Source organism: Bacillus sp. ME78, assembly GCF_903970865.1.
Lineage (GTDB): Bacteria > Bacillota > Bacilli > Bacillales > Bacillaceae_G > Bacillus_A > Bacillus_A cereus.
Genome location: NZ_CAJCKK010000014.1, coordinates 51,379 through 72,736, shown reverse-complemented (window position 1 = coordinate 72,736; position 21,358 = coordinate 51,379). Strand labels below are relative to the sequence as shown.

The following is a 21,358-nucleotide window of genomic DNA, read 5'->3' as shown; positions in this document are numbered from 1 at the left end:
GGAAGGGATAATAAATATTTATAGGTAGTATAAATGCTGTTTTTATAACTTTAAAATTAAATCATTACTATATCGTGATTTTTTTATTTAACAAATGTTTGATAAATGATAAAAAATTGTAAAAAAGCGGAACTTGTAAGCTATTTCCTTTTCATAGATGCTAAAATTATATATGCAGCTGCTAATATAAATGGAAAAAAGGAGATAATGGAGTATGGAAAGTAAAGTGGAACGCTATGTCGAAAATTATGTTGTAACGAAAAATACGATGGCCTTACTTCCTGTTATTCTAAGTGAAAAGAAAATTGTTACGCGAGTCGTTGAAATGAATGATTCTTTTTTTGTATTTCAAAAACCTCTAGATATTATAGAAAGAAGTTGCCGCAAGCATGGCTCTAGTTTCTTAGGCAGAAAAGAAGGAACGAAAGAGTTAACTCATATTACACATAAAGCGCCGATTGCGATTAGTCCAGCAGATCAACTTTATTTTTTCCCTACCTATTCTTACTCTAGAAAAGAGTGCGCTTGGTTGTCTCATTTTTATATTGAAAGTAATAAAGAATTAAAAGATGGAAATCTTATTATTAGATTTATAAATGGCTTTGCTGTGAAATTAGAGATATCAAAAACTAGTTTTGAAAATCAACAAAATCGTACAGCGAAATTACGTACTGAATATGAAGATCGTAGGAAAAAACAAGGGAATCCTTGTTTTAAAGAGGTTGATAAAAAAGAGGAATCAACATTAAGACCCGCTTATGAGAGTGTGTATTTTGTGAAGGAAGGCGAAGTGTGAAAGGATGGGGGAATCCCCATTCTTTTTTGTTTATCCTGTTATTTGTGGGCAGTAAGACCCCCGCCTCAAAATTCAGCGAAAGCAAAGAAGTTAAGCGGGGGATCAACAAAATCCCCACCGATTAAAGTTTCACTTTATCAGTCTTTGTAGGTAAGGCGATATATTAGAAAAACCGAGTTGTAATTGTTATATTTAGAAAATCACCAGTGTAATTTCATTTACCGATAAAAATCGGAAAACCATCTAAATAACAAAACGAACGACATGTCCTGTCGAATATTGATAGATTATCATAGCTAAATAATGAAGGAATTCTTATGAAAGATATGGAAACTTTAATAAATGCATCTCCATATGTCGTATCTACCATTTCCTCTTTCATATAAGCGATGATACAGTAGGGATAGTATTTAGAGTAAAGGGGTAAAGTGTAGAATGGATTTTCAGACAATCAAAGAGTATTTTTCACCAGAAAATATGGATCATATTGTTGAGAGTTATAAAGCGTTCGGACCACTTCTTGGTATTGGTTTACCGATGATAGAGGCGTTGATTCCAGCATTACCGCTTATCGTATTTGTACTGGCGAATGCTGTTGCATTTGGCTTTTGGCTCGGTTTTCTTTATTCATGGCTTGGATCAGTAATGGGTGCATTACTTGTCTTTTTCATCATCCGCCATTTTGGTCGCAGTCGTTTCTTTTCGTTTGTAAATAAGCATGAGAGAGTACGAAAAGCAATGGGGTGGATTGAAAGGAAAGGATTCGCACCGATTTTTGTTATATTTTGTTTTCCGTTTACACCGTCAGCGCTCATAAATGTTGTCGCTGGTTTATCCCGAATTAGTGTAAAACAGTTTGGTCTAGCGTTAGCATTCGGAAAACTTGTGATGATTTTTATTTTAACGTATATCGGTCATGATTTAATGTCATTTATTCATAATCCGGTGAAATCAGTCATTGTAGCGATTGGTATTTTTATTTTATGGTATGTCGGTAAGAAAATCGAAGTAAAGTTAGAACTACATTAAGAATAGTCTTCTTTGTAAAGGAAAGCTTCAGTATTAAAGGATAAGGGGAGAAGCAGATGAAGAAAACTTTGAAAAAAGAAGGCATAGAGTGGATACGAACAATTTTAATTGGTGTATTATTAGCTGTATTTTTTCGAACGTTTTTCTTTTCAACGTATGTTGTAGAGGGGAAGTCAATGATGCCGACATTGCAAGATGGCAATATGCTAGTTGTAAATAAGGTGAGTTATCAAGTTGGGGACTTGAACAGATTTGACGTTGTGGTATTTCATGCGAATAAAAAAGAGGACTATGTAAAGCGGATTATCGGTTTACCTGGAGATCATATTGAATATAAGCAGGATAAGTTATATATAAATGGTCAATTTATTGATGAGCCTTATTTAGAGAAGTATAAGAAAGAGATAAATGGAAGGCAACTAACAGGCGACTTTACATTAGAAGAGTTAACGAAAGAAAAGCTGGTGCCACCCGGGTTTATTTTTGTAGTAGGTGATAACCGGCTCGGGAGCTGGGATAGTAGACACTTTGGCTTTGTAAAAGCTGATACAGTTGTCGGTAAAGTTGATTTGCGATATTGGCCAATTCAAGAGGTGCAAACGAATTTTTCAAAAGGTTGATATAATGAAGTAGAAGTATAGAAAAGACAAACAACTCAGTTTGTCTTTTTTCGTGTACTATAATACAATTATAGTAGCAAACTAACGTTCGTTATGTAAGTGAAAGGTGGGGTTACATGTCACTTCGATTTGTGATTGGTAGAGCGGGAAGTGGAAAAAGTACACTTTGTTTACGCGAAGTGCAAGAAGAGTTAAAACAACGCCCGAGAGGGAAAACAATATTATATCTTGTGCCAGAACAGATGACATTCCAGACGCAGCAGGCGTTAATTGGAAGTGAGGATGTAAGAGGTTCTATTCGGGCACAAGTTTTTAGTTTTTCACGATTAGCGTGGAAGGTACTACAAGAAGTTGGCGGAGCGAGTCGTCTTCATATTGATGAAGCTGGTGTACATATGTTACTCCGTAAAATTGTAGAGTCTCGTAAAGATGGATTATCGGTGTTCCAAAAAGCAGCGGAGCAAAACGGTTTCTTTGAACATCTTGGCAGTATGATTGCAGAGTTTAAACGTTACAATGTAACGCCATCTAACGTATATGAAATGTGGCAACAATTAGATGCGCATAGTAGCAGTGCCGAACAAAAGTTACTAGCGAATAAAGTGTATGATTTACAGTTACTATACGATGATTTTGAACGTGCTTTAATTGGAAAATACTTAGATTCAGAAGACTACCTGCAATTGCTAGTGGAAAAGCTTCCGCAGTCTGAATATGTAAATGGTGCGGAAATTTATATAGACGGGTTTCATTCATTTTCCCCGCAAGAGTTAGAGATTGTAAGACAGCTTATGATTTGCGGAGCGAAAGTTACGATCACGTTAACGATAGATGAAAAAACGTTAGCACAGCCAGTAAATGAACTCGATTTATTTTATGAAACGACGTTAACGTATGAAAAAATAAAACAAGTAGCGCGTGAAGAGAAAATAGAAATTGAAAAAACAATTCCACTTATGGAACAGCCGCGTTTTCATTCTCCAGCATTAGCGCATTTAGAAGCTCATTATGAAGCGCGTCCGAATGAAAAATTTAACGGTGAAGCGAGTGTAACGATTAGTACAGCTGCGAATTTACGAGCGGAGGTAGAAGGTGTTGCTCGTGAAATTCGTAAACTTGTTGCGGATGAAAAATATCGTTACCGAGATATTGCAGTGCTTCTTCGTAATGGGGAAAGTTATTACGATGTGATGCGAACGTTATTTACAGATTACAATATCCCGCACTTCATCGATGAAAAGCGCCCGATGTCACACCACCCATTGGTAGAATGTATTCGTTCTGCACTCGAGATTATTAGTGGGAATTGGCGTTATGATGCGGTGTTCCGTTGCGTGAAAACAGAGCTTTTATATCCATTAGACGTAAGAAAAGAAGTGATGCGTGAAGAAATGGATGAATTTGAAAATTACTGTTTAGCGTACGGTGTACAAGGAAAGAGATGGACTGCTGAAGATCCATGGATGTATCGCCGTTATCGTTCTCTTGATGATACGAACGGGATGATTACAGACAGTGAACGTGAAATGGAAGAGAAAATAAATAGGCTACGTGACGTTGTAAGAACACCTGTTATTCGCATGCAAAAAAGGTTAAAGCGTGCAGGAACAGTTATGCAAATGTGTGAAGCAGTTTACTTGTTTTTAGAAGAACTGGATGTTCCGAAGAAACTAGAAGAATTACGTATACGTGCAGAAGAAAGTGGAGATTTCTTATTTGCGACAGATCATGAACAAGTATGGGAAGAAGTAATGAGCCTTCTTGATACATTTGTAGAGATGCTTGGGGAAGAGAAAATGTCTCTTTCTATGTTTACTGACGTTATGTCGACAGGTCTTGAGGCACTTCAATTTGCTAACATTCCGCCGTCATTAGACCAAGTGTTAATTGCTAATATTGATCACTCCAGGTTATCTGACGTGAAAGCAACGTTTATTATAGGTGTAAATGAGGGTGTCATTCCAGCAGCACCTATGGATGAAGGTATGCTTTCTGATGAGGAAAGAGAAGTTCTTGGTGCGGCAGGGATTGAATTAGCGCCAACGACGAGACAAACTTTGTTAGAAGAACAGTTCGTTATGTATCAAATGGTAACGAGAGCATCTGAGAAGTTATACATTTCATGCCCGCTTGCAGATGAAGAAGGAAAGACGTTACTTGCGTCTAGCTTTATTAAGAAAATAAAAAGAATGTTCCCTAATGTGAAAGATTCATTTATTACGAATGACGTAAATGATTTATCACGTTCAGAACAAATTTCATATGTAGCAACGCCAGAAGTAACGTTATCTTACGTTATGCAGCAACTACAAACGTGGAAGCGATACGGATTTGAAGGGAATTTAGACTTTTGGTGGGACGTATATAATTTCTACGTAACTTCAGATGAATGGAAACAAAAAAGTAGCCGCGTCTTATCAAGTTTATTCTACCGAAATCGTGCGAAGAAACTAAGTACAGCAGTAAGTAGAGATTTATACGGAGATATAATTAAAGGAAGCGTCTCTCGTATGGAACTATTTAATCGTTGTGCATACGCTCATTTTGCGCAGCACGGTTTATCGCTTAGAGAGCGTGATATTTTCAAGCTTGATGCGCCAGACATCGGCGAATTATTCCATGCGGCATTAAAGAAAATTGCGGACAAGTTATTGCGTGAAAACCGCACTTGGGCGGATTTATCCATAAAAGAGTGTGAGCATCTTTCTGTTTTAGTAATAGAAGAAATTGCGCCGTTATTACAACGACAAATTTTATTAAGTTCAAACCGTCATTTCTATTTAAAACAAAAACTACAACAAATCATTTTCCGTACGTCAATCATTCTTCGTGAACATGCGAAGTCAAGCGGATTCGTACCAGTTGATTTAGAGGTGCCGTTCGGTATGGGAGGTACAGGGTCACTTCCGCCGATGGAATTCTCATTACCAAATGGTGTGAAGATGGAAGTAGTCGGCCGTATTGACCGTGTTGATAAGGCAGAAGATGAAAACGGGACGTTCTTACGTATTATTGATTATAAATCAAGTTCAAAAGCGTTAGATTTAACGGAAGTGTATTACGGATTAGCACTTCAAATGTTAACGTATTTAGATGTTGTTACTTCGAATGCACAGACGTGGATGAAAAAAGGCCACGCAGCATCACCAGCTGGTGTATTGTATTTCCATATTCATAACCCAATCGTTGAGATGAAAGGTGACGCATCTGAAGCTGAAATTGAAAAAGAAATTTTAAAGAAATTTAAAATGAAAGGACTCGTATTAGGAGATGCTGACGTTGTTCGTTTAATGGATAACAAACTTTCAACAGGAAGCTCAGATATTATTTCTGCTGGCCTGAAAAAAGACGGTAGCTTTAGTGCGCGTTCAAGTATTGCAAGTGAGCAAGAGTTTAACGTACTGCAAAAATATGTACACCATACGTTTGAAAATATCGGAAAAGATATTACAGAAGGTGTTATCGATATTGCTCCTTATAAAATGGGAAATAAAGCAGCATGTACGTTCTGTAACTTCAAATCTGTTTGTCAATTTGATGAGTCACTTGAAGATAATCAGTTCCGATCGTTAAAAGATATGAAAGATAGCGAAGCGATGGAGAAAATAAGAGAGGAGGTTGGCGGAGAATGATAGAAAATTGGCCTAAAAAACCAGAAGGTAGTCAATGGACAGATGACCAGTGGAAAGCTGTTGTAGCGAACGGACGTGATATTTTAGTTGCGGCTGCAGCTGGATCAGGTAAAACAGCAGTATTAGTTGAACGTATTATTAAAAAGATTATTAATGAAGAGAACCCAGTCGATGTCGACCGCCTGCTCGTTGTAACATTTACGAATGCAGCAGCACAAGAGATGAAAAACCGAATCGGAGAAGCGTTAGAAAAGGTATTAATTGATGAACCAGGCTCTCAACACGTAAGAAAGCAGCTGAGCCTATTAAATAAAGCTTCCATTTCAACAATTCACTCATTCTGTTTACAAGTAATTAGAGGATATTACTACATGCTTGATGTTGATCCTCGTTTCCGTATTGCGAATCAAACAGAAAATGAATTGTTAAAAGAAGAAGTGCTAGATGACATATTAGAAGAAGAGTATGGCATCGAAGATAATACGATATTCTTTGAACTCGTTGATCGTTATACGAGTGACCGTAGTGATGATGACTTACAACGTATGATTTTAGCGCTTCATACAGAATCAAGAGCGCATCCAAATCCGGAAAAATGGCTTGATAAATTAGTAGAAGCATATGACGTAGAAGGAAAGACAATTGAGGATTTAGTATATGCTTCTTATTTATTAGAAGATGTGAAATTCCAGCTTGAAACAGCGGAACAGCATATTCGTAAGGCAACTGAACTCGCAATGCTTCCTGACGGTCCAGCGCCTCGCATTGAAACCCTGCAAGCAGATGTAGCTTTACTTGGAACGCTATCATCAGCTGCTCGTGAGTCGTGGACAAGTTTGTATGAAGCGATGCAAAACGTATCATGGCAAACGTTAAAGCGTATTAAGAAAAGTGATTACAATGAAGATGTTGTAAAACAAGTAGACTCTCTTCGTAATAAAGCGAAAGATGAAGTGAAGAAATTACAGGAAGAGTTATTTAGCCGCAAACCTGAAAGTTTCTTACGAGATTTTCAAGATATGCACCCAGTATTAGAAAAGCTTGTTCAACTTGTAAAAGTATTTACAGAACGTTTCCAAGCGATGAAGCGAGACAAAGGAATGGTCGATTTCACAGATTTAGAGCATTTCTGTTTACAAATTTTAAGTGAACAAAGTGAAAATGGTGAAATGAATCCTTCAGCAGTAGCGCTTCAATATCGTAATAAATTTGCTGAAGTGTTAGTCGATGAATATCAAGATACGAACTTTGTACAGGAATCCATTATTAAATTCGTAACGAAAGATTCTGAGAGTGAAGGAAACTTGTTCATGGTTGGCGACGTAAAGCAGTCAATTTATCGTTTCCGACTAGCCGAACCAGGCTTATTCCTAGGAAAGTATAAACGCTTTACGCAAGAAGGATCGGGCGGCGGAATGAAGATTGACTTAGCGAAAAATTTCCGTAGTCGTCATGAAGTGCTAGCAGGAACGAACTTCATCTTCAAACAAATTATGGGCGAAGAAGTTGGGGAAATCGATTACGATGCTGACGCTGAATTAAAGCTAGGTGCTAGCTATCCAGAAGGTGAAGATGTAGCGGCAGAGCTATTATGTATTCAGCAAACGGAAGAAGAAGTAATAGACGGTGAAGAAGGTGCAGAAGTCGAAAAAGCACAGCTAGAAGCTCGTCTTATGGCGCAGCGTATTAAAGCGATGGTTGATTCAGGTTATGAAGTGTATGATCGTAAAACGGATAGTATGCGCCCTGTACAATACCGTGATTTCGTTATTTTACTCCGCTCGATGCCGTGGGCGCCGCAAATTATGGAAGAGTTAAAATTGCAAGGAATTCCAGTATATGCTGACCTTGCGACTGGTTATTTTGAAGCGACAGAAGTAAATATTATGATGAACGTATTCCGCGTTATTGATAATCCGATGCAAGATATCCCGCTTGCAGCTGTACTTCGTTCACCGATTGTGGGACTAAATGATGAAGACCTTGCGACGCTTCGTGCTCATGGGAAGAAAGGGTCATTTTATGAAGTAATGAGCTCGTTCTTAAAAGGAGCACCGCTTGAAGAAGAGCAAGAACTTCATGATAAATTAGAGTGGTTTTATAATTTACTGCAAGGATGGCGTGAATTTGCCCGTCAACAATCCCTTTCTGATTTAATTTGGAAAGTGTACGGTGAGACAGGTTATTACGACTTCGTTGGCGGTTTACCAGCAGGAAAGCAAAGACAAGCAAACTTACGCGTACTATATGACCGTGCAAGACAATATGAAGCAACATCATTTAGAGGGTTATTCCGCTTCTTACGTTTTATTGAACGTATTTTAGAACGCGGTGATGATATGGGTACGGCGAGAGCCCTAGGTGAACAAGAAGACGTTGTTCGCATTATGACGATTCATAAAAGTAAAGGGCTAGAGTTCCCGGTCGTATTTGTAGCTGGACTCGGTCGTCGTTTTAATACACAAGACTTAATGAAGCGTTTCTTACTGCATAAAGATTTCGGTTTCGGTTCACAATTTATCGATCCGCGTAAACGAATTAAATATACGACATTATCGCAACTTGCAATTAAACGCAAAATGAAAATGGAATTAATCGCGGAAGAAATGCGTGTATTATATGTAGCGTTAACGCGTGCGAAAGAGAAGTTAATTTTAATCGGAACAGTTAAGGATGCAAATAAGGAAATGGAAAAATGGCTTGATGCGAGGGAACATAATGAATGGTTATTACCAGATCACATACGTGCCGGAGCGTCTTGTTATTTAGACTGGATTGCACCTTCATTATATAGACATCGTGATAGTGAAATGCTTCTTGAATTAGGACAAGGAAGCATTCCGGATGAAATTTACGGGTATGACACTAGCTGGAAAGTAGAAGTTGTGGACGGTAACACGCTACTTGCACCAGAGCCAGTTCAAGAAGAGAAACAAGAATTGTTAGAAGCGCTTCGTGAAAAAAAGGCTGTTCCCCTGCAAAGTGAACGGAAAGAAGAAGTGTACGACAGATTAATGTGGAAGTACGGATATGAGGATGCGACATCTCATCGTGCGAAGCAATCTGTTACAGAAATAAAGAGAAATTATCAATCTGAAGAAGGTAGCGATAACGCCTTTATTAAAAAACTACGTGCACCAATTAAAACACGTCCGCGCTTTATGGAGAAAAAAGGGTTAACGTACGCAGAGCGTGGAACAGCAGTCCATGCCGTTATGCAGCATGTAGATTTGAAGAAACCGATTACGGCCGAAACGCTACAAGAACAAATCGCAGGAATGGTAAATAAGGAATTATTAACATTCGAGCAGGCGGAAGAAATAGCAATTGAAAAAGTAATTTCATTCTTTGACAGTGACTTAGGTAAAAGGGTATTAGCGGCAAAAAGTGTAGAGCGTGAAGTACCATTTACGATGATGCTTGCAGCAGAAGAAGCATATCAAGATTGGCAAGGGAAGAGTGAAGAAACGATTCTTGTCCAAGGGGTTATCGACTGCATGATTGAAGAGGAAGATGGCATTACGTTAATCGACTTCAAAACAGATACGATTGAAGGGAAATTCCCAGGCGGATTCGAACAAGCAAAACCAATTTTAGAAGATCGATATAAAGTGCAACTTTCGTTATATGCAAAAGCACTTGAGAAAAGCTTACAACATCCTGTCAAAGAGAAATGTTTATACTTCTTTGATGGGAATCACGTTGTAAATATTGAAGGATAGACGACAGAAAGGGGCTATAAAAAATGACAACGTTAAGAACTTGTGAACAGGGACACGAGTATTATAAAAGTAGCGATTGTCCAACTTGCCCAACCTGTGAGAAAGAGAGAAAACCAAAAGAAGGTTTTCTCTCTCTTCTTTCAGCACCAGCAAGAAGAGCATTAGAGCATCACGGAATTCAAACTGTAGAAGAACTCTCAAAATATAGTGAAAAAGAAATATTAAAACTGCATGGTATGGGACCTGCGTCTTTGCCGAAGCTTAGACAAGCTTTGGAGGAGAGCGGATTATCATTTAAATAAAATGAAATAGTGCCTCTTCACTCCTTACTTGTTTATACTACTATTTGTGAACAGTAAAGCTCTTGCTGATTAAAATTTCATTCTAATAATTTGAATTAGATAAAAGAAAAAAGTAGGAGAATATCTCCTACTTTTTTTACGCTGTTCCAATCTGATCTTGATCCGCCACATCAGAATCAAACGTATTTGTTGCACTAACACCGCTAAAAGTATTCACAACAAACCCAACATTGGAAGCTCCAGATCCATTATAGGCTTTCGTGTTTTCTTTCGGAGACACGTTATAAAAATCTCCTAAGTTGAAAGAGCCGTTACTGTTTTGAACGACGAGATTTCCTACAACCGAAGGCATACCATCCACCTACTTTACTAAGCTTTTTAATTACTATATGAATTATTGCGCGGAAGGTTCATCCGTAATATATTGGCGGATTTGCATAATACGAGAGTTATTAAAAACATAATCAACATTTCCAATTTGAAAGCAACCAGAATTTAAAAGTGTCCGCAATTCAACATTATTAACTTCAATAAAAGGGCATTCATTTACAATGTTTAATTTTACATCTTTCGTTCGTTTTGGAATTGTAATGTGTTCATCTGTAAAGATTTCAAAAGCATCAAAGCGACCTTCTCCCCTTATATAACAAGGAAATTCACGGTGGACGGCAAGAGCTCTACTTTTTAATTCCATTTGGTTTGCATCTCCAACTTGAAATACGGCAGTGATCCCTAAAGAAATAATAGAAACATTTTGGACAATGGACACATGATGCAACATAATTTCTCAGTCTCCTTAACCTGGAGTAGGAGGGACATCTGTTACTAATGGTACAAATGGACCCTCTGTAACTGTTTCAAATGGTGTATCGAGAATAGAAGATAGAATGAGGAGATTTGCATCTCCGATTAAAAAGAGTGCGGACGACGATACACCGTTCATTTTAATCTGCCCGACTTTTAACTCACGGTTTACAACGTTAAGGTTCATACATACTTACTCCTTTCGGAAATTTCCCGGTATGTGCTGAATAAAGGAGAGAAAGGCTTTGTCAATATCTTGTTTCATTGCCTGAATAATGATATCTCGTAAATAATCTGGATCTGTTGAAATACCTTCATGTGATTGAACTTGTGATAAATAATAAGGGAGTCGATGCTCCATCTGTTTTTTTATGTCATCCACCATCATTTGTCGATACATTTCATCAAGCGGTGTTCTCTCTTCTTGTTCAAAATGGACAATACGATTATATGCTTCTTCATCTAAGTATCGATGCATTTCTTGGAGGATACCTTGATAAAAGTCTGGGTTTGTTTCGGTTTCAGGATTTACCTTCAATGTTTCTGTATCCACTTGAAAATCTTCAATTTGTTGTCCTTTTGCTGAAAATGGGTTTAAACCAATATTTAAAGTACCATTTAAATTTTCGACTTTTAATTGATCGAATTTGTATTCCACTTTTCCTACAGAAGAGGAGGGGCGATTTTTTAATTCGTTAAGCTCTTCTTGGAGTTGTCGCACTTGATCTTCTAAATTCAGGATGGCTGCTTGTTGTGTTTGAAGAGCTTGTTGGAGTTGGTGTAAGTAAGTATATATATCTTGATTCATTTGTGAAACCTCCTTTTCAATAGGGAGGGTAAAAATATTCCTGCTATATATTTATGACAAGGATGTCTTAAGAAGAACTATTTGATGGTTTGATAGAAATAATTTGTCCTTTTGCCTGTAATGGGCGAAGTGGCTCCGTAAATCCGCCTGTATTTGAAAATTTAGATAGGGCTTTAATACTTCCGGCAGTACCAATTTGGAATACAGAAGAGGTTGTGATGCTATCAATTTTAATACTGTTGATGATGATACTTTGGTTTACATAAAAATTCAATTCAATTGCCTCCTTTAAGTTGAGCCAATTATCGCTTGATCGATTACATCTGAATCGTTGACAGTCGTTGCACTTTGATAATTGTAGACAGAAACATTATCTCCAACGTTGAAAGAACCGGCCCCGGCGAAAGCACGTGAGTAACTAATAGGCCTAATCGCAAATACATCTCCAATATGAAAAATACCACTTGATCCAATATTGACGATACGAATATGTCCGACCATAGCTGGCATACAAAACACCCTTCGTTTTTAAAATTTTCTTTTCTACTATTGTATGGGCGTTTCCAATAAAATGTGTGTTTTTTTGAAATAAAAGAAACACACGCGTTATTGCGTGTGTGTGTTGAACGTTTGAGTAGGGTGTAAATCCGTATGTACATGACAAATTACATTTAAGAGCCTGTCCAGTTCTTGGCTACAATCCACTGTTCTTTGAGAAGTCATTCCATAGCGTTCAGCAAAATAGATCATTTTTTCACGTTTTTTTTCAATAGCTTGCTCAAACATTGAAATCGGCTCCATCTCTAAATGAAATTTTTAGTATATATGTAGTACATATTATACAAAAAATTCATAAAAAAGAAATGCCTTCGCTAAAAAAAGTAAAATTTCTACATTTTATGCTAAATAATGAATAAGTAACGAATAAGATGCGAGAAGAATATTGTAAAAATTAGCGTGCATGAGAAGGTTTTTTTCTTGCGGATGCGAATACAATTAAAGGGTATGAGTTTTAGGATGGAGAGTGGAAATATTGCGTTTTGTAACGGCGAAGAAAGAAGAAAAGGTATTTGTAGGTATTGTGGATGAAGAAGAAGAAAAGGTATTACACTTAAGAGAAGCGCAAAGACAAAAAGGGGAAAAGGTTACAATCCCCATTACAATGTTAGAGTGTATTGAAAGAGGGACTGAATGTTTTGAGAAAGTATGTGAAATTGTAAATTGGGCAAAAGAGAACGGGGAAGCGGCGTATTATCCGTTAACAGAGGTGAGAATATTAGCGCCGATTCCAAGGCCAAGAAAGAATATTTTGTGCGTTGGAAAAAACTATCGTGAGCATGCGGTAGAAATGGGCGGAGTAGAGTCTATTCCAGAAAATATAATGATCTTTACGAAAGCACCAACAACAGTTATTGGCATAAATGAGCAAATTAATGGTCACCCTCACGCAACGGACGAACTAGATTACGAAGGAGAACTAGCTATCATTATTGGTAAGCGAGGGAAGCAAATTAAAAAAGAAAAAGCGCTTGAGCATGTTTTTGGTTATACGATTATAAATGATGTAACAGCTCGAGACATTCAAAGAAAACATAAACAGTTTTTCCTTGGGAAAAGCTTCGATACATTTTGTCCGATGGGACCGTATTTAATTCATAAATCGGTGGTTGAAACGCCGAATGCATTACACATTGAAACGGTAGTAAATGGAGAAGTAAGGCAAACTTCCAACACAAATAAAATGATTTTTTCAATAGAAGAAATTATTTCAACGATAAGCAAAGGAATGACTTTAGAACCAGGCGATATTATCGCAACAGGAACGCCGGCTGGTGTCGGAAAAGGTTTTACACCACCGAGGTTTTTACATGCTGGTGATGAAGTGGTCATTACAGTGGAAAGAATTGGTACTTTGCGAAATGTAGTGAAATGAGAAAAGAGCTATCTTGTATAAAGATAGCTCTTTTCTATGGTCTCGGATTATAGAGATAATCGATAACGGCAAAAGTGTAAAGACCAATTAATGCAAGTGTACAAATGCCAAATAATATAACCGCAAGTGCGCTTTTTTCTCGTCCAAATCCAATAATAGTAAGAATAACAGCAGTCCAAAATGATGCTTTCAGTAGTGTGAGTGTAGTAGGAGTTGAGTAATGAAGCCATGTTGTGGAAAGTAGGAAACTAAAGAATGTAACTAAAATAAACGCTGTAGCTAAATAGTTAATATGTTTACCATATCTTAGTAGCATATCGCACCTCCTTTATGAATTTAAAATACAGAAAATTACAATTTTATCTTAATATAATTGAATATAAAAAGAAAGAGGTTGTCCCAACATGTTGGACAACCTCTCTATTATTACGATAATACAGCTTTAATTTTTTGGAATGCCCACTCTAAATCTTCTTCAGAGATTACTAGAGGTGGTGCGATACGAATTACGTTTTCGTGTGTTTCTTTACATAGTAGACCAGCTGCTTTTAGTTGTTCACAGTAAGGACGAGCTGGCTCGTTTAATTCGATACCGATGAATAAACCTTTACCGCGAACTTCAGTGATCATTGGGTTATCAATTTCTTTTAATTGCCCAACTAATTTTTCTCCTAATTGAAGAGAACGCTCTGTTAATTTTTCTTCTTCTAAAACTTCAAGAGCTGCGATAGAAACAGCACATGCAAGTGGGTTACCGCCGAATGTAGAACCATGAGAACCTGGCTCAAATACACCTAAAATGTCGCGGTTTGCTGCAACACAAGAGATCGGGAACACACCGCCACCAAGGGCTTTACCAAGTATGTACATGTCAGGAGTTACATCGTCCCAGTCACAAGCGAATACTTTACCAGTACGACCTAAGCCTGTTTGGATTTCATCTGCTACGAATAAAACGTTTTCTTTTTTACATACTTCAAGAGCTTCTTTTAAGTAACCAGCTGGTGGGATGTTAATTCCTGCTTCACCTTGAATTGGCTCTAAAATGAATGCTGCTGTGTTTGGTGTAATTGCGGCTTTTAATGCTTCTAAATCACCGTAAGGAATTACAACGATGCCAGGAAGCATTGGACCAAATCCACGCTTGTACTCTTCATTTGAAGACATAGAAACAGAACCCATTGTACGTCCGTGGAAGTTATCTTCACAAACGATGATTTCAGCACGGTTTGCTTCTACTTTCTTCACATCATAAGCCCAGCGACGAACTGTTTTAATTGCAGTTTCAACAGCTTCAGCACCTGTATTCATTGGAAGTACCATTTCTTTATTAGTTAGTTTCGCAACTTTTTCGTACCAAGGACCTAATTGATCGCTATGGAAAGCACGAGAAGTTAACGTAACACGATTAGCTTGGTCAATTAAAGCGTTAATAATTTTCGGGTGACGATGACCTTGGTTTACTGCAGAATATGCACTTAATAAGTCCATATAGCGGTTTCCTTCAGGATCTTCTACCCAAACACCTTCTGCTTTAGAAATAACGATTGGAAGTGGGTGATAGTTATTTGCTCCATATGTGTCTGTAAGTTCGATAATATCCTTAGTTTGAATCATGATTGTTCCCCCTTTTGTTATTACAAGAAGTTTGTAAATACTCTAAATATTATAGCATTTAAATGTAAAAAAGCGAAACATTTCCTGAAAATAAATGAACATGTTATCATATAGAGTGAAAAAGTGTGAAAAGAGGAGGTAAGGGATACGATGGTACATATGCATATTACAGCATGGGCGTTAGGTTTAATTTTATTCTTCGTTGCGTATTCACTTTATTCAGCAGGAAGAAAAGGTAAAGGTGTACATATGGGGCTTCGTCTTATGTACATTATCATTATTGTGACAGGTTTCATGTTGTACATGAGTATTGTGAAGACAGCAACAGGTAGCATGCACATGTGGTATGGCTTAAAAATGTTAGCTGGTATTTTAGTTATCGGTGGAATGGAAATGGTTCTTGTGAAAATGAGCAAAAACAAACCAACAGGGGCGGTTTGGGGCTTATTTATTGTTGCGCTAGTAGCAGTATTATACTTAGGACTGAAATTGCCACTTGGCTGGTACGTATTCAAATAAAAATAAAACCACCTTATAATCTCAAAGACTTGGGAGCTAAGGTGGTTTTTATTTTTTTATGTCGCATCGATATGCAACTCTTCTCCATTTACTTTCGTAAAACGGAACATATTTTTATTGGATGTAGTGTGACGGACGAAATGATGCTGTAGTGTACAGATCATCTCTTCGTTATCAAACAAAAGAATATTTACTCCTTCGCGTGAATCCTCTTTCGGTAAGAAAGATAAATAATTATGACAATACATGCAATCATATAAAGAGTAGTGAAGTGATTGCAATGATTCGGTTAATAATGTGAACACAGAGTCGGGTAATTCCTCGAGCCATTCATTATAGCTAAGAAGTAATTTTTTTCGAATGCGTATCATTTCCCCGTTTTGCAGGTGGTGCTGTTCGTTGGCGATTTGTAATATATCTTGTTCATAGAAACGAGCTGGTAGCCAGTTGTTGTTATATAAAATCTCAAAACCATCTTCGGCAATATCTTCTAATAAAAATGCTTCATCATTTTCATCATCAAAGAATACCCATTCATTGTTTATATATTCTACATTACCGACTGTATGAGCGCGGGGCTGGTTATATAAAATATGGTTACGTTGTATCATACATGATTTCTCCTTTATGAAAAGTAGTTATTCCTGTTATAGACAGTTCGTGCATTCTTTATAACTAGACACATCTAGACATAGGTGGGCATACAATAAAACACGTTTTACTGAGTGAGAATGCTATTCCATATGTGGATAGTAGGTTATCGTCAAGTTTTCCATTTTTTGATCCGCACTCTTAGGGTGGGGATTACTGCACGTTCAAGAAAAGAAATAAGATGGAAGGATGATTTATATGTGCGGGATTACAGGCTGGGTGGATTATAAACGCTCATTAGAAGGAGAAAGAGCTGTCGTTACGAAGATGGCTGAGACGTTAGCGAAACGTGGTCCGGATGATAATAAAGTTTGGATTAAAGGCAATGTCGCATTTGGGCATAAACGATTAATCGTTGTGGACCCTGAGGGCGGGAAACAACCGATGACTTGTTTAAAAGATGAAACGAATTACGCCATTTGCTATAACGGTGAACTTTATAACACAGAAGACATTCGAAAGGAATTATTAAGAAGAGGATATACGTTCAAAGGTCATTCTGATACAGAAGTATTATTAGCTTCTTATATTGAATGGAAAGAAGAATGTGTCGATCATCTAAACGGTATATATGCGTTTGCTGTATGGGATGAACAGAAAGAACAAGTATTTATTGCGCGAGATCGACTAGGTGTAAAACCGCTATTTTATAAATATGATAGTGGGCGATTACTATTTGGTTCAGAGTTAAAAGCGATACTGGCTCATCCAGATGTGAAGGCGGAAGTAACGTTAGAAGGGTTATCCGAAATATTCGGTCTCGGACCGTCAAGAACGCCTGGCCATGGTATTTATGCTGGTATAAAAGAATTACGTCCAGGTCATGCGATGACATTTTCAAAGAACGGTTTATGTATATGGAGATATTGGAATGTAGAAAGTAAAAAACATGAAGACTCTTTTGAAGAAACAGTAGAGAAAACGCGCTTTTTATTACAAGATGCCATTACAAGACAGCTTGTTTCTGATGTACCACTATGTACTTTTTTATCAGGTGGTGTAGATTCGAGCGCTATTACAGCTATCGCAGCGAAAGAATACGAGAGATCAGGAAAAGGGCAATTACACACGTATTCTATTGATTACGAAGATAATGACAAATACTTTAAAGCGAATGCGTTCCAGCCAAATTCAGATGCTCCGTTTATTAATTTAATGACTGAGACATTTCAAACAACCCATCATCGCTGCGTCATTTCGAATGAAAAATTAGCAGAGTATTTAACTGAAGCAGTACTCGTTCGTGATTTGCCTGGTATGGCAGATATCGATTCGTCATTATTATGGTTTTGTCGTGAAATTAAACAAGATTTTGTCGTCGGTTTATCTGGGGAATGTGCAGATGAAATATTTGGTGGATATCCGTGGTTTTATAGAGAAGATGATTTACAATCGAGTGCCTTTCCGTGGATGCGCTCTACAGAAGCACGTGAACAACTGCTAAAGAAAGAATGGAGAAATAAATTAAATTTACAACAATATGTACAAAGGCGCTATGAAGAGTCGATTCAAGAAGTTCCTATTTTAGAGGGAGAAAGTCCGCTAGAAGCAAAAAGACGCCAATTATTTTATTTAAATATGGTATGGTTTATGACAACATTATTAGACAGAAAAGACCGCATGAGTATGGGGGCAAGTTTAGAAGTACGTGTTCCATTTGCAGATCATCGCCTTGTCGAATATGCGTGGAATATTCCTTGGGAAATGAAAATGTATAAAAACCGCGAAAAAGGTCTATTACGTAAAGCGTTAGAAGATGTACTTCCACATGACATCTTATATAGAAAGAAGAGTCCTTATCCGAAAACGCATAATCCACACTATACAAAAGCAGTAACAGTATGGCTTCAAAAACTATTAACGGATAAAGGTTCAATTTTACACGAATTGTTTGATAAAGAGCAGTTGAACGGATTAATTCAGTCTAATGGCAGTGCATTTCAAACACCATGGTTTGGTCAATTGATGACTGGGCCACAGCTTTTAGCTCATTTAGCACAAATTCACGTTTGGTTTAAAGAATATGGGGTAAATATTAAGGAATAAGGGAAAAGCGGCTTACAATTATGTAAGTCGCTTTTTATTAAAGAAATTGTCATATAAAATTCAAAATCACCTTATAAATAATACTTAATTATAATTATTATTTTGACGTACTTATTATTGCTTGTTATAATTGGAAACAAACGTTCTGAAAAGGATTCTCATTTATAAAATTGAGGTGTTATATAGATGACAAAGAAAAAAATAGGTTTACTCGTAATGGCGTATGGAACACCAGAATCATTAGACGATGTAGAGGCATATTATACACATATCCGTCACGGGCGTAAGCCGTCAGAAGAAGCGCTTGAAGATTTAATTGAGCGCTATAAAGCGATTGGTGGAATTTCGCCGCTTGCAAAAATTACGAAAGAGCAGGCGCATAAATTAACAGATTCAATGAATAACATATTTACAGAGTATGAATTTACTTGTTACTTAGGTTTAAAACATACTGCGCCATTTATAGAAGATGCTGTAGAGGAAATGAAGCGAGATGGAATTGAGCAGGCGATTAGTATCGTATTAGCACCGCACTATTCTACATTTAGCATTAAAGCGTATAATGATCGTGCTATTCGTCTTTCAAAAGAAATCGGTGGTCCTGTTATTGAACCAATTGAACAATGGTATGATGAACCGAAATTTATTTCGTATTGGGCAGACCAAATAAAAGAAACGTTTACAGAAATTGATGATAAAGAGAAAGCAGTCGTAATTTTCTCAGCGCATAGTTTGCCAGAAAAGATTATTGCAGCAGGAGACCCATATGTAGAACAACTAAAACATACGGCAGATTTAATTGCAGAAGCTGCAAATATTCAAAACTATACAATCGGTTGGCAAAGTGCTGGGAATACTCCTGATCCATGGATTGGTCCAGATGTGCAAGATTTAACGAAAGATTTATATGCAGAGCATGGGTACGAATCTTTCGTATATTGCCCAGTTGGTTTTGTAGCGGAGCATTTAGAAGTTTTATATGACAACGATTATGAATGTAAAGTTGTAACTGATGAATTAAATGCCAAATATTTTAGACCAAGTATGCCGAATGCACAATCTGCATTTATCGACTGTTTGGCTGAAATTGTTTCAAAAAAAGTGAAGGAAATAGTTGACAAAGGTTTAGTTCTGAATAATAATTAGTTTATAATAATTTTAAATAAATAATAATTACTATGAAAGAAAGAGGAGGATCCCCCTAGATGAATCCAAATAATCGCTTAACAACAAACCAAGGTGCTCCAGTTGGAGATAACCAAAATTCTCGTACAGCTGGTCGTCGTGGACCAGTATTATTAGAAGACTATCATTTAGTAGAAAAACTTGCGCACTTTGATCGTGAACGTATTCCGGAGCGTGTTGTGCATGCACGTGGTGCAGGTGCTCACGGTGTATTCGTAACGAAAAATAGTATGAAGCAATATACGAAAGCGGCATTTTTACAAAATGAAGGAACTGAAACGCCTGTATTTGTTCGTTTTTCAACGGTTATTCATGGTCAAGGTTCTCCTGAAACAGCACGTGACCCACGTGGGTTCGCTGTTAAATTTTATACAGAAGAAGGAAACTACGATATCGTAGGTAATCATTTACCGGTTTTCTTCATTCGTGATGCAATTAAATTCCCTGATATGGTACATTCTTTAAAACCAGCACCTGATACGAATATTCAAACGCCAGATCGTTACTGGGATTTCATGACGTTAACTCCAGAATCTACACACATGATGACATGGGTATTTTCTGATTACGGTACACCAGCAAGTTATCGTGAAATGGAAGGTTTCGGCGTCCATTCATTTAAATGGATTAATGAAGAAGGTAAAATTGTTTATATTAAATACCACTGGAAACCACAGCAAGGTGTACGTAACTTAAATGCGAAAGAAGTGCAAGAAGTACAAGGGAAAGACTTCAATCATGCAACTCGTGACTTGTTCGACGCAATCGAAAAAGGAAATCACCCGAAATGGGATTTACACGTACAAGTTATGCAATTAGATGAAATGGACTCTTTAGACTTTGATCCATTAGATCCAACGAAAGTATGGCCAGAAGATCGCTTCCCATTAATGGAAGTAGGGACGATGACGTTAAATCGTAATCCGAAAAATTTCTTTGCAGAAGTAGAACAAGTAGCGTTCTCTCCAAGTGCAACTGTAAATGGTATTGAGCCATCGGAAGATAAATTATTACAAGGTCGTTTATTCTCTTACCCAGATACACAGCGTTATCGTCTTGGTGCAAATTACTTACAAATTCCTGTAAACTGCCCATACGCAGCTGTTCATAATCAACAACGTGATGGTGCGATGCAAGTAAATCAAAACCCATCTACAATCAACTACGAACCGAGCCGTCATGCAGAGAATCCGGTTGAAGACAAAGCTTACCGCGATTCAACTATGAAAGTAGAAGGCTATGTATCTCGTGAAAAAATCGAGAAACCAAATGACTTCAAACAAGCAGGTGAGCGTTACCGTTCATTCTCTAAAGAAGAGCAAGATAACTTAATTGCAAACTTAACAAATGATCTAAAAGACGTAAATGAACGCACAAAATTATTAGCTGTTTGTAACTTCTTCCGTGCAGATCAAGAATACGGTATGCGTTTAGCGCAGGCATTAAATGTTGATATTACGCAATATGTAGGAAATGCTCCGAAATAAATAGGAAAAGACGACTGTTATGAAACGGTCGTCTTTTTTATGTGTAAAGTTACACGCGGGTATTCTTCAGTTTCGTTATGTCGGAATTTGTTGGTAAATCGATATCTTGTGTCGAAACGTTGATATATTGAAAGAAACAATCGATATATTTGAAAAATCGTTGATATATCCAAAAAACCGTTAATATATTTCCGGTTATACTAGGTG

21 protein-coding genes are annotated in these 21,358 nt (G+C 37.3%); 11 read left to right on the top strand and 10 right to left on the bottom strand.

What is annotated here, in order from left to right:
* Nucleotides 1–214 precede the first annotated feature (214 nt).
* From H6481_RS16590 to H6481_RS16565, 6 genes are all read left to right on the top strand, one after another.
* The gene (locus tag H6481_RS16590; RefSeq protein ID WP_000444443.1) at nucleotides 215–796 is read left to right on the top strand and encodes a competence protein ComK; all 582 of its coding nucleotides are present in this window, start codon (nucleotides 215–217) and stop codon (nucleotides 794–796) included.
* Nucleotides 797–1,231: 435 nt separating this feature from the next.
* Nucleotides 1,232–1,825 carry a TVP38/TMEM64 family protein gene (locus tag H6481_RS16585; protein WP_000347517.1) on the top strand — a complete coding sequence of 198 codons (594 nt, stop codon included), beginning with the start codon at nucleotides 1,232–1,234 and terminating at the stop codon, nucleotides 1,823–1,825.
* 56 nt (nucleotides 1,826–1,881) lie between these two features.
* On the top strand, nucleotides 1,882–2,445 hold the full coding sequence (gene lepB / locus H6481_RS16580) for a signal peptidase I (RefSeq protein WP_023521412.1): 564 nt from the start codon (nucleotides 1,882–1,884) through the stop codon (nucleotides 2,443–2,445).
* A gap of 116 nt (nucleotides 2,446–2,561) precedes the next feature.
* Complete coding sequence (gene addB / locus H6481_RS16575; protein ID WP_078993510.1) at nucleotides 2,562–6,077, top strand: helicase-exonuclease AddAB subunit AddB; 3,516 nt, start codon at nucleotides 2,562–2,564, stop codon at nucleotides 6,075–6,077.
* Nucleotides 6,074–9,799 (top strand): helicase-exonuclease AddAB subunit AddA, encoded by a 3,726-nt coding sequence (gene addA / locus H6481_RS16570; protein WP_182812383.1) that lies wholly within the window; start codon nucleotides 6,074–6,076, stop codon nucleotides 9,797–9,799. Before addB ends, addA begins: the two co-directional genes overlap by 4 nt.
* 23 nt (nucleotides 9,800–9,822) lie before the next feature.
* The gene (locus tag H6481_RS16565) at nucleotides 9,823–10,101 is read left to right on the top strand and encodes an RNA polymerase alpha subunit C-terminal domain-containing protein (protein ID WP_095691238.1); all 279 of its coding nucleotides are present in this window, start codon (nucleotides 9,823–9,825) and stop codon (nucleotides 10,099–10,101) included.
* 136 nt (nucleotides 10,102–10,237) lie between these two features.
* Here H6481_RS16565 and gerPF read toward each other — a convergent pair whose 3' ends face one another.
* From gerPF to H6481_RS16530, 7 genes are all read right to left on the bottom strand, one after another.
* Nucleotides 10,238–10,453: a spore germination protein GerPF gene (gene gerPF / locus H6481_RS16560; protein ID WP_001141570.1), complete on the bottom strand. Its 216-nt coding sequence runs from the start codon at nucleotides 10,451–10,453 to the stop codon at nucleotides 10,238–10,240.
* Nucleotides 10,454–10,495: 42 nt separating this feature from the next.
* Nucleotides 10,496–10,882 (bottom strand): spore germination protein GerPE, encoded by a 387-nt coding sequence (locus H6481_RS16555; RefSeq protein WP_182812380.1) that lies wholly within the window; start codon nucleotides 10,880–10,882, stop codon nucleotides 10,496–10,498.
* Between the two features lie 15 nt (nucleotides 10,883–10,897).
* A complete protein-coding gene (gene gerPD / locus H6481_RS16550) occupies nucleotides 10,898–11,092 on the bottom strand; it encodes a spore germination protein GerPD (RefSeq protein ID WP_001052807.1) in 195 nt (64 codons plus the stop codon).
* Nucleotides 11,093–11,098: 6 nt separating this feature from the next.
* Entirely contained in the window at nucleotides 11,099–11,713 is a 615-nt protein-coding gene (gene gerPC / locus H6481_RS16545; RefSeq protein WP_182812378.1) for a spore germination protein GerPC, read from the bottom strand.
* Nucleotides 11,714–11,780: 67 nt separating this feature from the next.
* Complete coding sequence (gene gerPB / locus H6481_RS16540) at nucleotides 11,781–11,987, bottom strand: spore germination protein GerPB (RefSeq protein ID WP_182812374.1); 207 nt, start codon at nucleotides 11,985–11,987, stop codon at nucleotides 11,781–11,783.
* A gap of 14 nt (nucleotides 11,988–12,001) precedes the next feature.
* Nucleotides 12,002–12,223, bottom strand: coding sequence for a spore germination protein GerPA (gene gerPA, locus H6481_RS16535; RefSeq protein ID WP_001111187.1), 222 nt, complete (start codon nucleotides 12,221–12,223; stop codon nucleotides 12,002–12,004).
* A gap of 96 nt (nucleotides 12,224–12,319) precedes the next feature.
* Nucleotides 12,320–12,499 (bottom strand): aspartyl-phosphate phosphatase Spo0E family protein, encoded by a 180-nt coding sequence (locus H6481_RS16530; protein ID WP_000462857.1) that lies wholly within the window; start codon nucleotides 12,497–12,499, stop codon nucleotides 12,320–12,322.
* A gap of 247 nt (nucleotides 12,500–12,746) precedes the next feature.
* Here H6481_RS16530 and H6481_RS16525 point away from each other — a divergent pair, with 247 nt between their 5' ends.
* Nucleotides 12,747–13,646, top strand: coding sequence for a fumarylacetoacetate hydrolase family protein (locus H6481_RS16525; RefSeq protein WP_001213080.1), 900 nt, complete (start codon nucleotides 12,747–12,749; stop codon nucleotides 13,644–13,646).
* Nucleotides 13,647–13,680: 34 nt separating this feature from the next.
* Here H6481_RS16525 and H6481_RS16520 read toward each other — a convergent pair whose 3' ends face one another.
* Both H6481_RS16520 and rocD read right to left on the bottom strand, forming a co-directional pair.
* The gene (locus H6481_RS16520; protein WP_000926859.1) at nucleotides 13,681–13,962 is read right to left on the bottom strand and encodes a hypothetical protein; all 282 of its coding nucleotides are present in this window, start codon (nucleotides 13,960–13,962) and stop codon (nucleotides 13,681–13,683) included.
* A 110-nt stretch (nucleotides 13,963–14,072) separates the two neighbouring features.
* Nucleotides 14,073–15,263, bottom strand: coding sequence for an ornithine aminotransferase (gene rocD, locus H6481_RS16515; protein WP_000616660.1), 1,191 nt, complete (start codon nucleotides 15,261–15,263; stop codon nucleotides 14,073–14,075).
* Nucleotides 15,264–15,413: 150 nt separating this feature from the next.
* On the opposite strand from rocD, the gene H6481_RS16510 reads away from it, so the two are divergent.
* Nucleotides 15,414–15,782: a YisL family protein gene (locus tag H6481_RS16510; RefSeq protein WP_000233495.1), complete on the top strand. Its 369-nt coding sequence runs from the start codon at nucleotides 15,414–15,416 to the stop codon at nucleotides 15,780–15,782.
* A gap of 56 nt (nucleotides 15,783–15,838) precedes the next feature.
* Here the strand turns inward: H6481_RS16510 and H6481_RS16505 are convergent, their stop codons facing one another.
* A complete protein-coding gene (locus H6481_RS16505) occupies nucleotides 15,839–16,393 on the bottom strand; it encodes a DUF2777 domain-containing protein (protein WP_097987117.1) in 555 nt (184 codons plus the stop codon).
* 238 nt (nucleotides 16,394–16,631) lie between these two features.
* On the opposite strand from H6481_RS16505, the gene asnB reads away from it, so the two are divergent.
* The 3 genes from asnB (at nucleotide 16,632) to katB (ending at nucleotide 21,151) form a co-directional block, all read left to right on the top strand.
* Complete coding sequence (asnB, locus tag H6481_RS16500; RefSeq protein ID WP_097987118.1) at nucleotides 16,632–18,479, top strand: asparagine synthase (glutamine-hydrolyzing); 1,848 nt, start codon at nucleotides 16,632–16,634, stop codon at nucleotides 18,477–18,479.
* A gap of 186 nt (nucleotides 18,480–18,665) precedes the next feature.
* The gene (hemH, locus tag H6481_RS16495) at nucleotides 18,666–19,625 is read left to right on the top strand and encodes a ferrochelatase (RefSeq protein ID WP_095691233.1); all 960 of its coding nucleotides are present in this window, start codon (nucleotides 18,666–18,668) and stop codon (nucleotides 19,623–19,625) included.
* Between the two features lie 59 nt (nucleotides 19,626–19,684).
* Nucleotides 19,685–21,151, top strand: a complete 1,467-nt coding sequence (gene katB / locus H6481_RS16490) for a catalase KatB (RefSeq protein ID WP_001069184.1) — start codon at nucleotides 19,685–19,687, stop codon at nucleotides 21,149–21,151.
* Nucleotides 21,152–21,358 lie beyond the last annotated feature (207 nt).

Bases quoted from the DNA above. Each gene is read 5' to 3' on its own strand.
- H6481_RS16590 (WP_000444443.1), top strand. From the start codon at position 215: ATGGAAAGTAAAGTGGAACGCTATGTCGAAAATTATGTTGTAACGAAA.
- H6481_RS16585 (WP_000347517.1), top strand. From the start codon at position 1,232: ATGGATTTTCAGACAATCAAAGAGTATTTTTCACCAGAAAATATGGAT.
- lepB (WP_023521412.1), top strand. From the start codon at position 1,882: ATGAAGAAAACTTTGAAAAAAGAAGGCATAGAGTGGATACGAACAATT.
- addB (WP_078993510.1), top strand. From the start codon at position 2,562: ATGTCACTTCGATTTGTGATTGGTAGAGCGGGAAGTGGAAAAAGTACA.
- addA (WP_182812383.1), top strand. From the start codon at position 6,074: ATGATAGAAAATTGGCCTAAAAAACCAGAAGGTAGTCAATGGACAGAT.
- H6481_RS16565 (WP_095691238.1), top strand. From the start codon at position 9,823: ATGACAACGTTAAGAACTTGTGAACAGGGACACGAGTATTATAAAAGT.
- gerPF (WP_001141570.1), bottom strand. From the start codon at position 10,453: ATGCCTTCGGTTGTAGGAAATCTCGTCGTTCAAAACAGTAACGGCTCT.
- H6481_RS16555 (WP_182812380.1), bottom strand. From the start codon at position 10,882: ATGTTGCATCATGTGTCCATTGTCCAAAATGTTTCTATTATTTCTTTA.
- gerPD (WP_001052807.1), bottom strand. From the start codon at position 11,092: ATGAACCTTAACGTTGTAAACCGTGAGTTAAAAGTCGGGCAGATTAAA.
- gerPC (WP_182812378.1), bottom strand. From the start codon at position 11,713: ATGAATCAAGATATATATACTTACTTACACCAACTCCAACAAGCTCTT.
- gerPA (WP_001111187.1), bottom strand. From the start codon at position 12,223: ATGCCAGCTATGGTCGGACATATTCGTATCGTCAATATTGGATCAAGT.
- H6481_RS16530 (WP_000462857.1), bottom strand. From the start codon at position 12,499: ATGTTTGAGCAAGCTATTGAAAAAAAACGTGAAAAAATGATCTATTTT.
- H6481_RS16520 (WP_000926859.1), bottom strand. From the start codon at position 13,962: ATGCTACTAAGATATGGTAAACATATTAACTATTTAGCTACAGCGTTT.
- rocD (WP_000616660.1), bottom strand. From the start codon at position 15,263: ATGATTCAAACTAAGGATATTATCGAACTTACAGACACATATGGAGCA.
- H6481_RS16510 (WP_000233495.1), top strand. From the start codon at position 15,414: ATGGTACATATGCATATTACAGCATGGGCGTTAGGTTTAATTTTATTC.
- H6481_RS16505 (WP_097987117.1), bottom strand. From the start codon at position 16,393: ATGATACAACGTAACCATATTTTATATAACCAGCCCCGCGCTCATACA.
- asnB (WP_097987118.1), top strand. From the start codon at position 16,632: ATGTGCGGGATTACAGGCTGGGTGGATTATAAACGCTCATTAGAAGGA.
- hemH (WP_095691233.1), top strand. From the start codon at position 18,666: ATGACAAAGAAAAAAATAGGTTTACTCGTAATGGCGTATGGAACACCA.
- katB (WP_001069184.1), top strand. From the start codon at position 19,685: ATGAATCCAAATAATCGCTTAACAACAAACCAAGGTGCTCCAGTTGGA.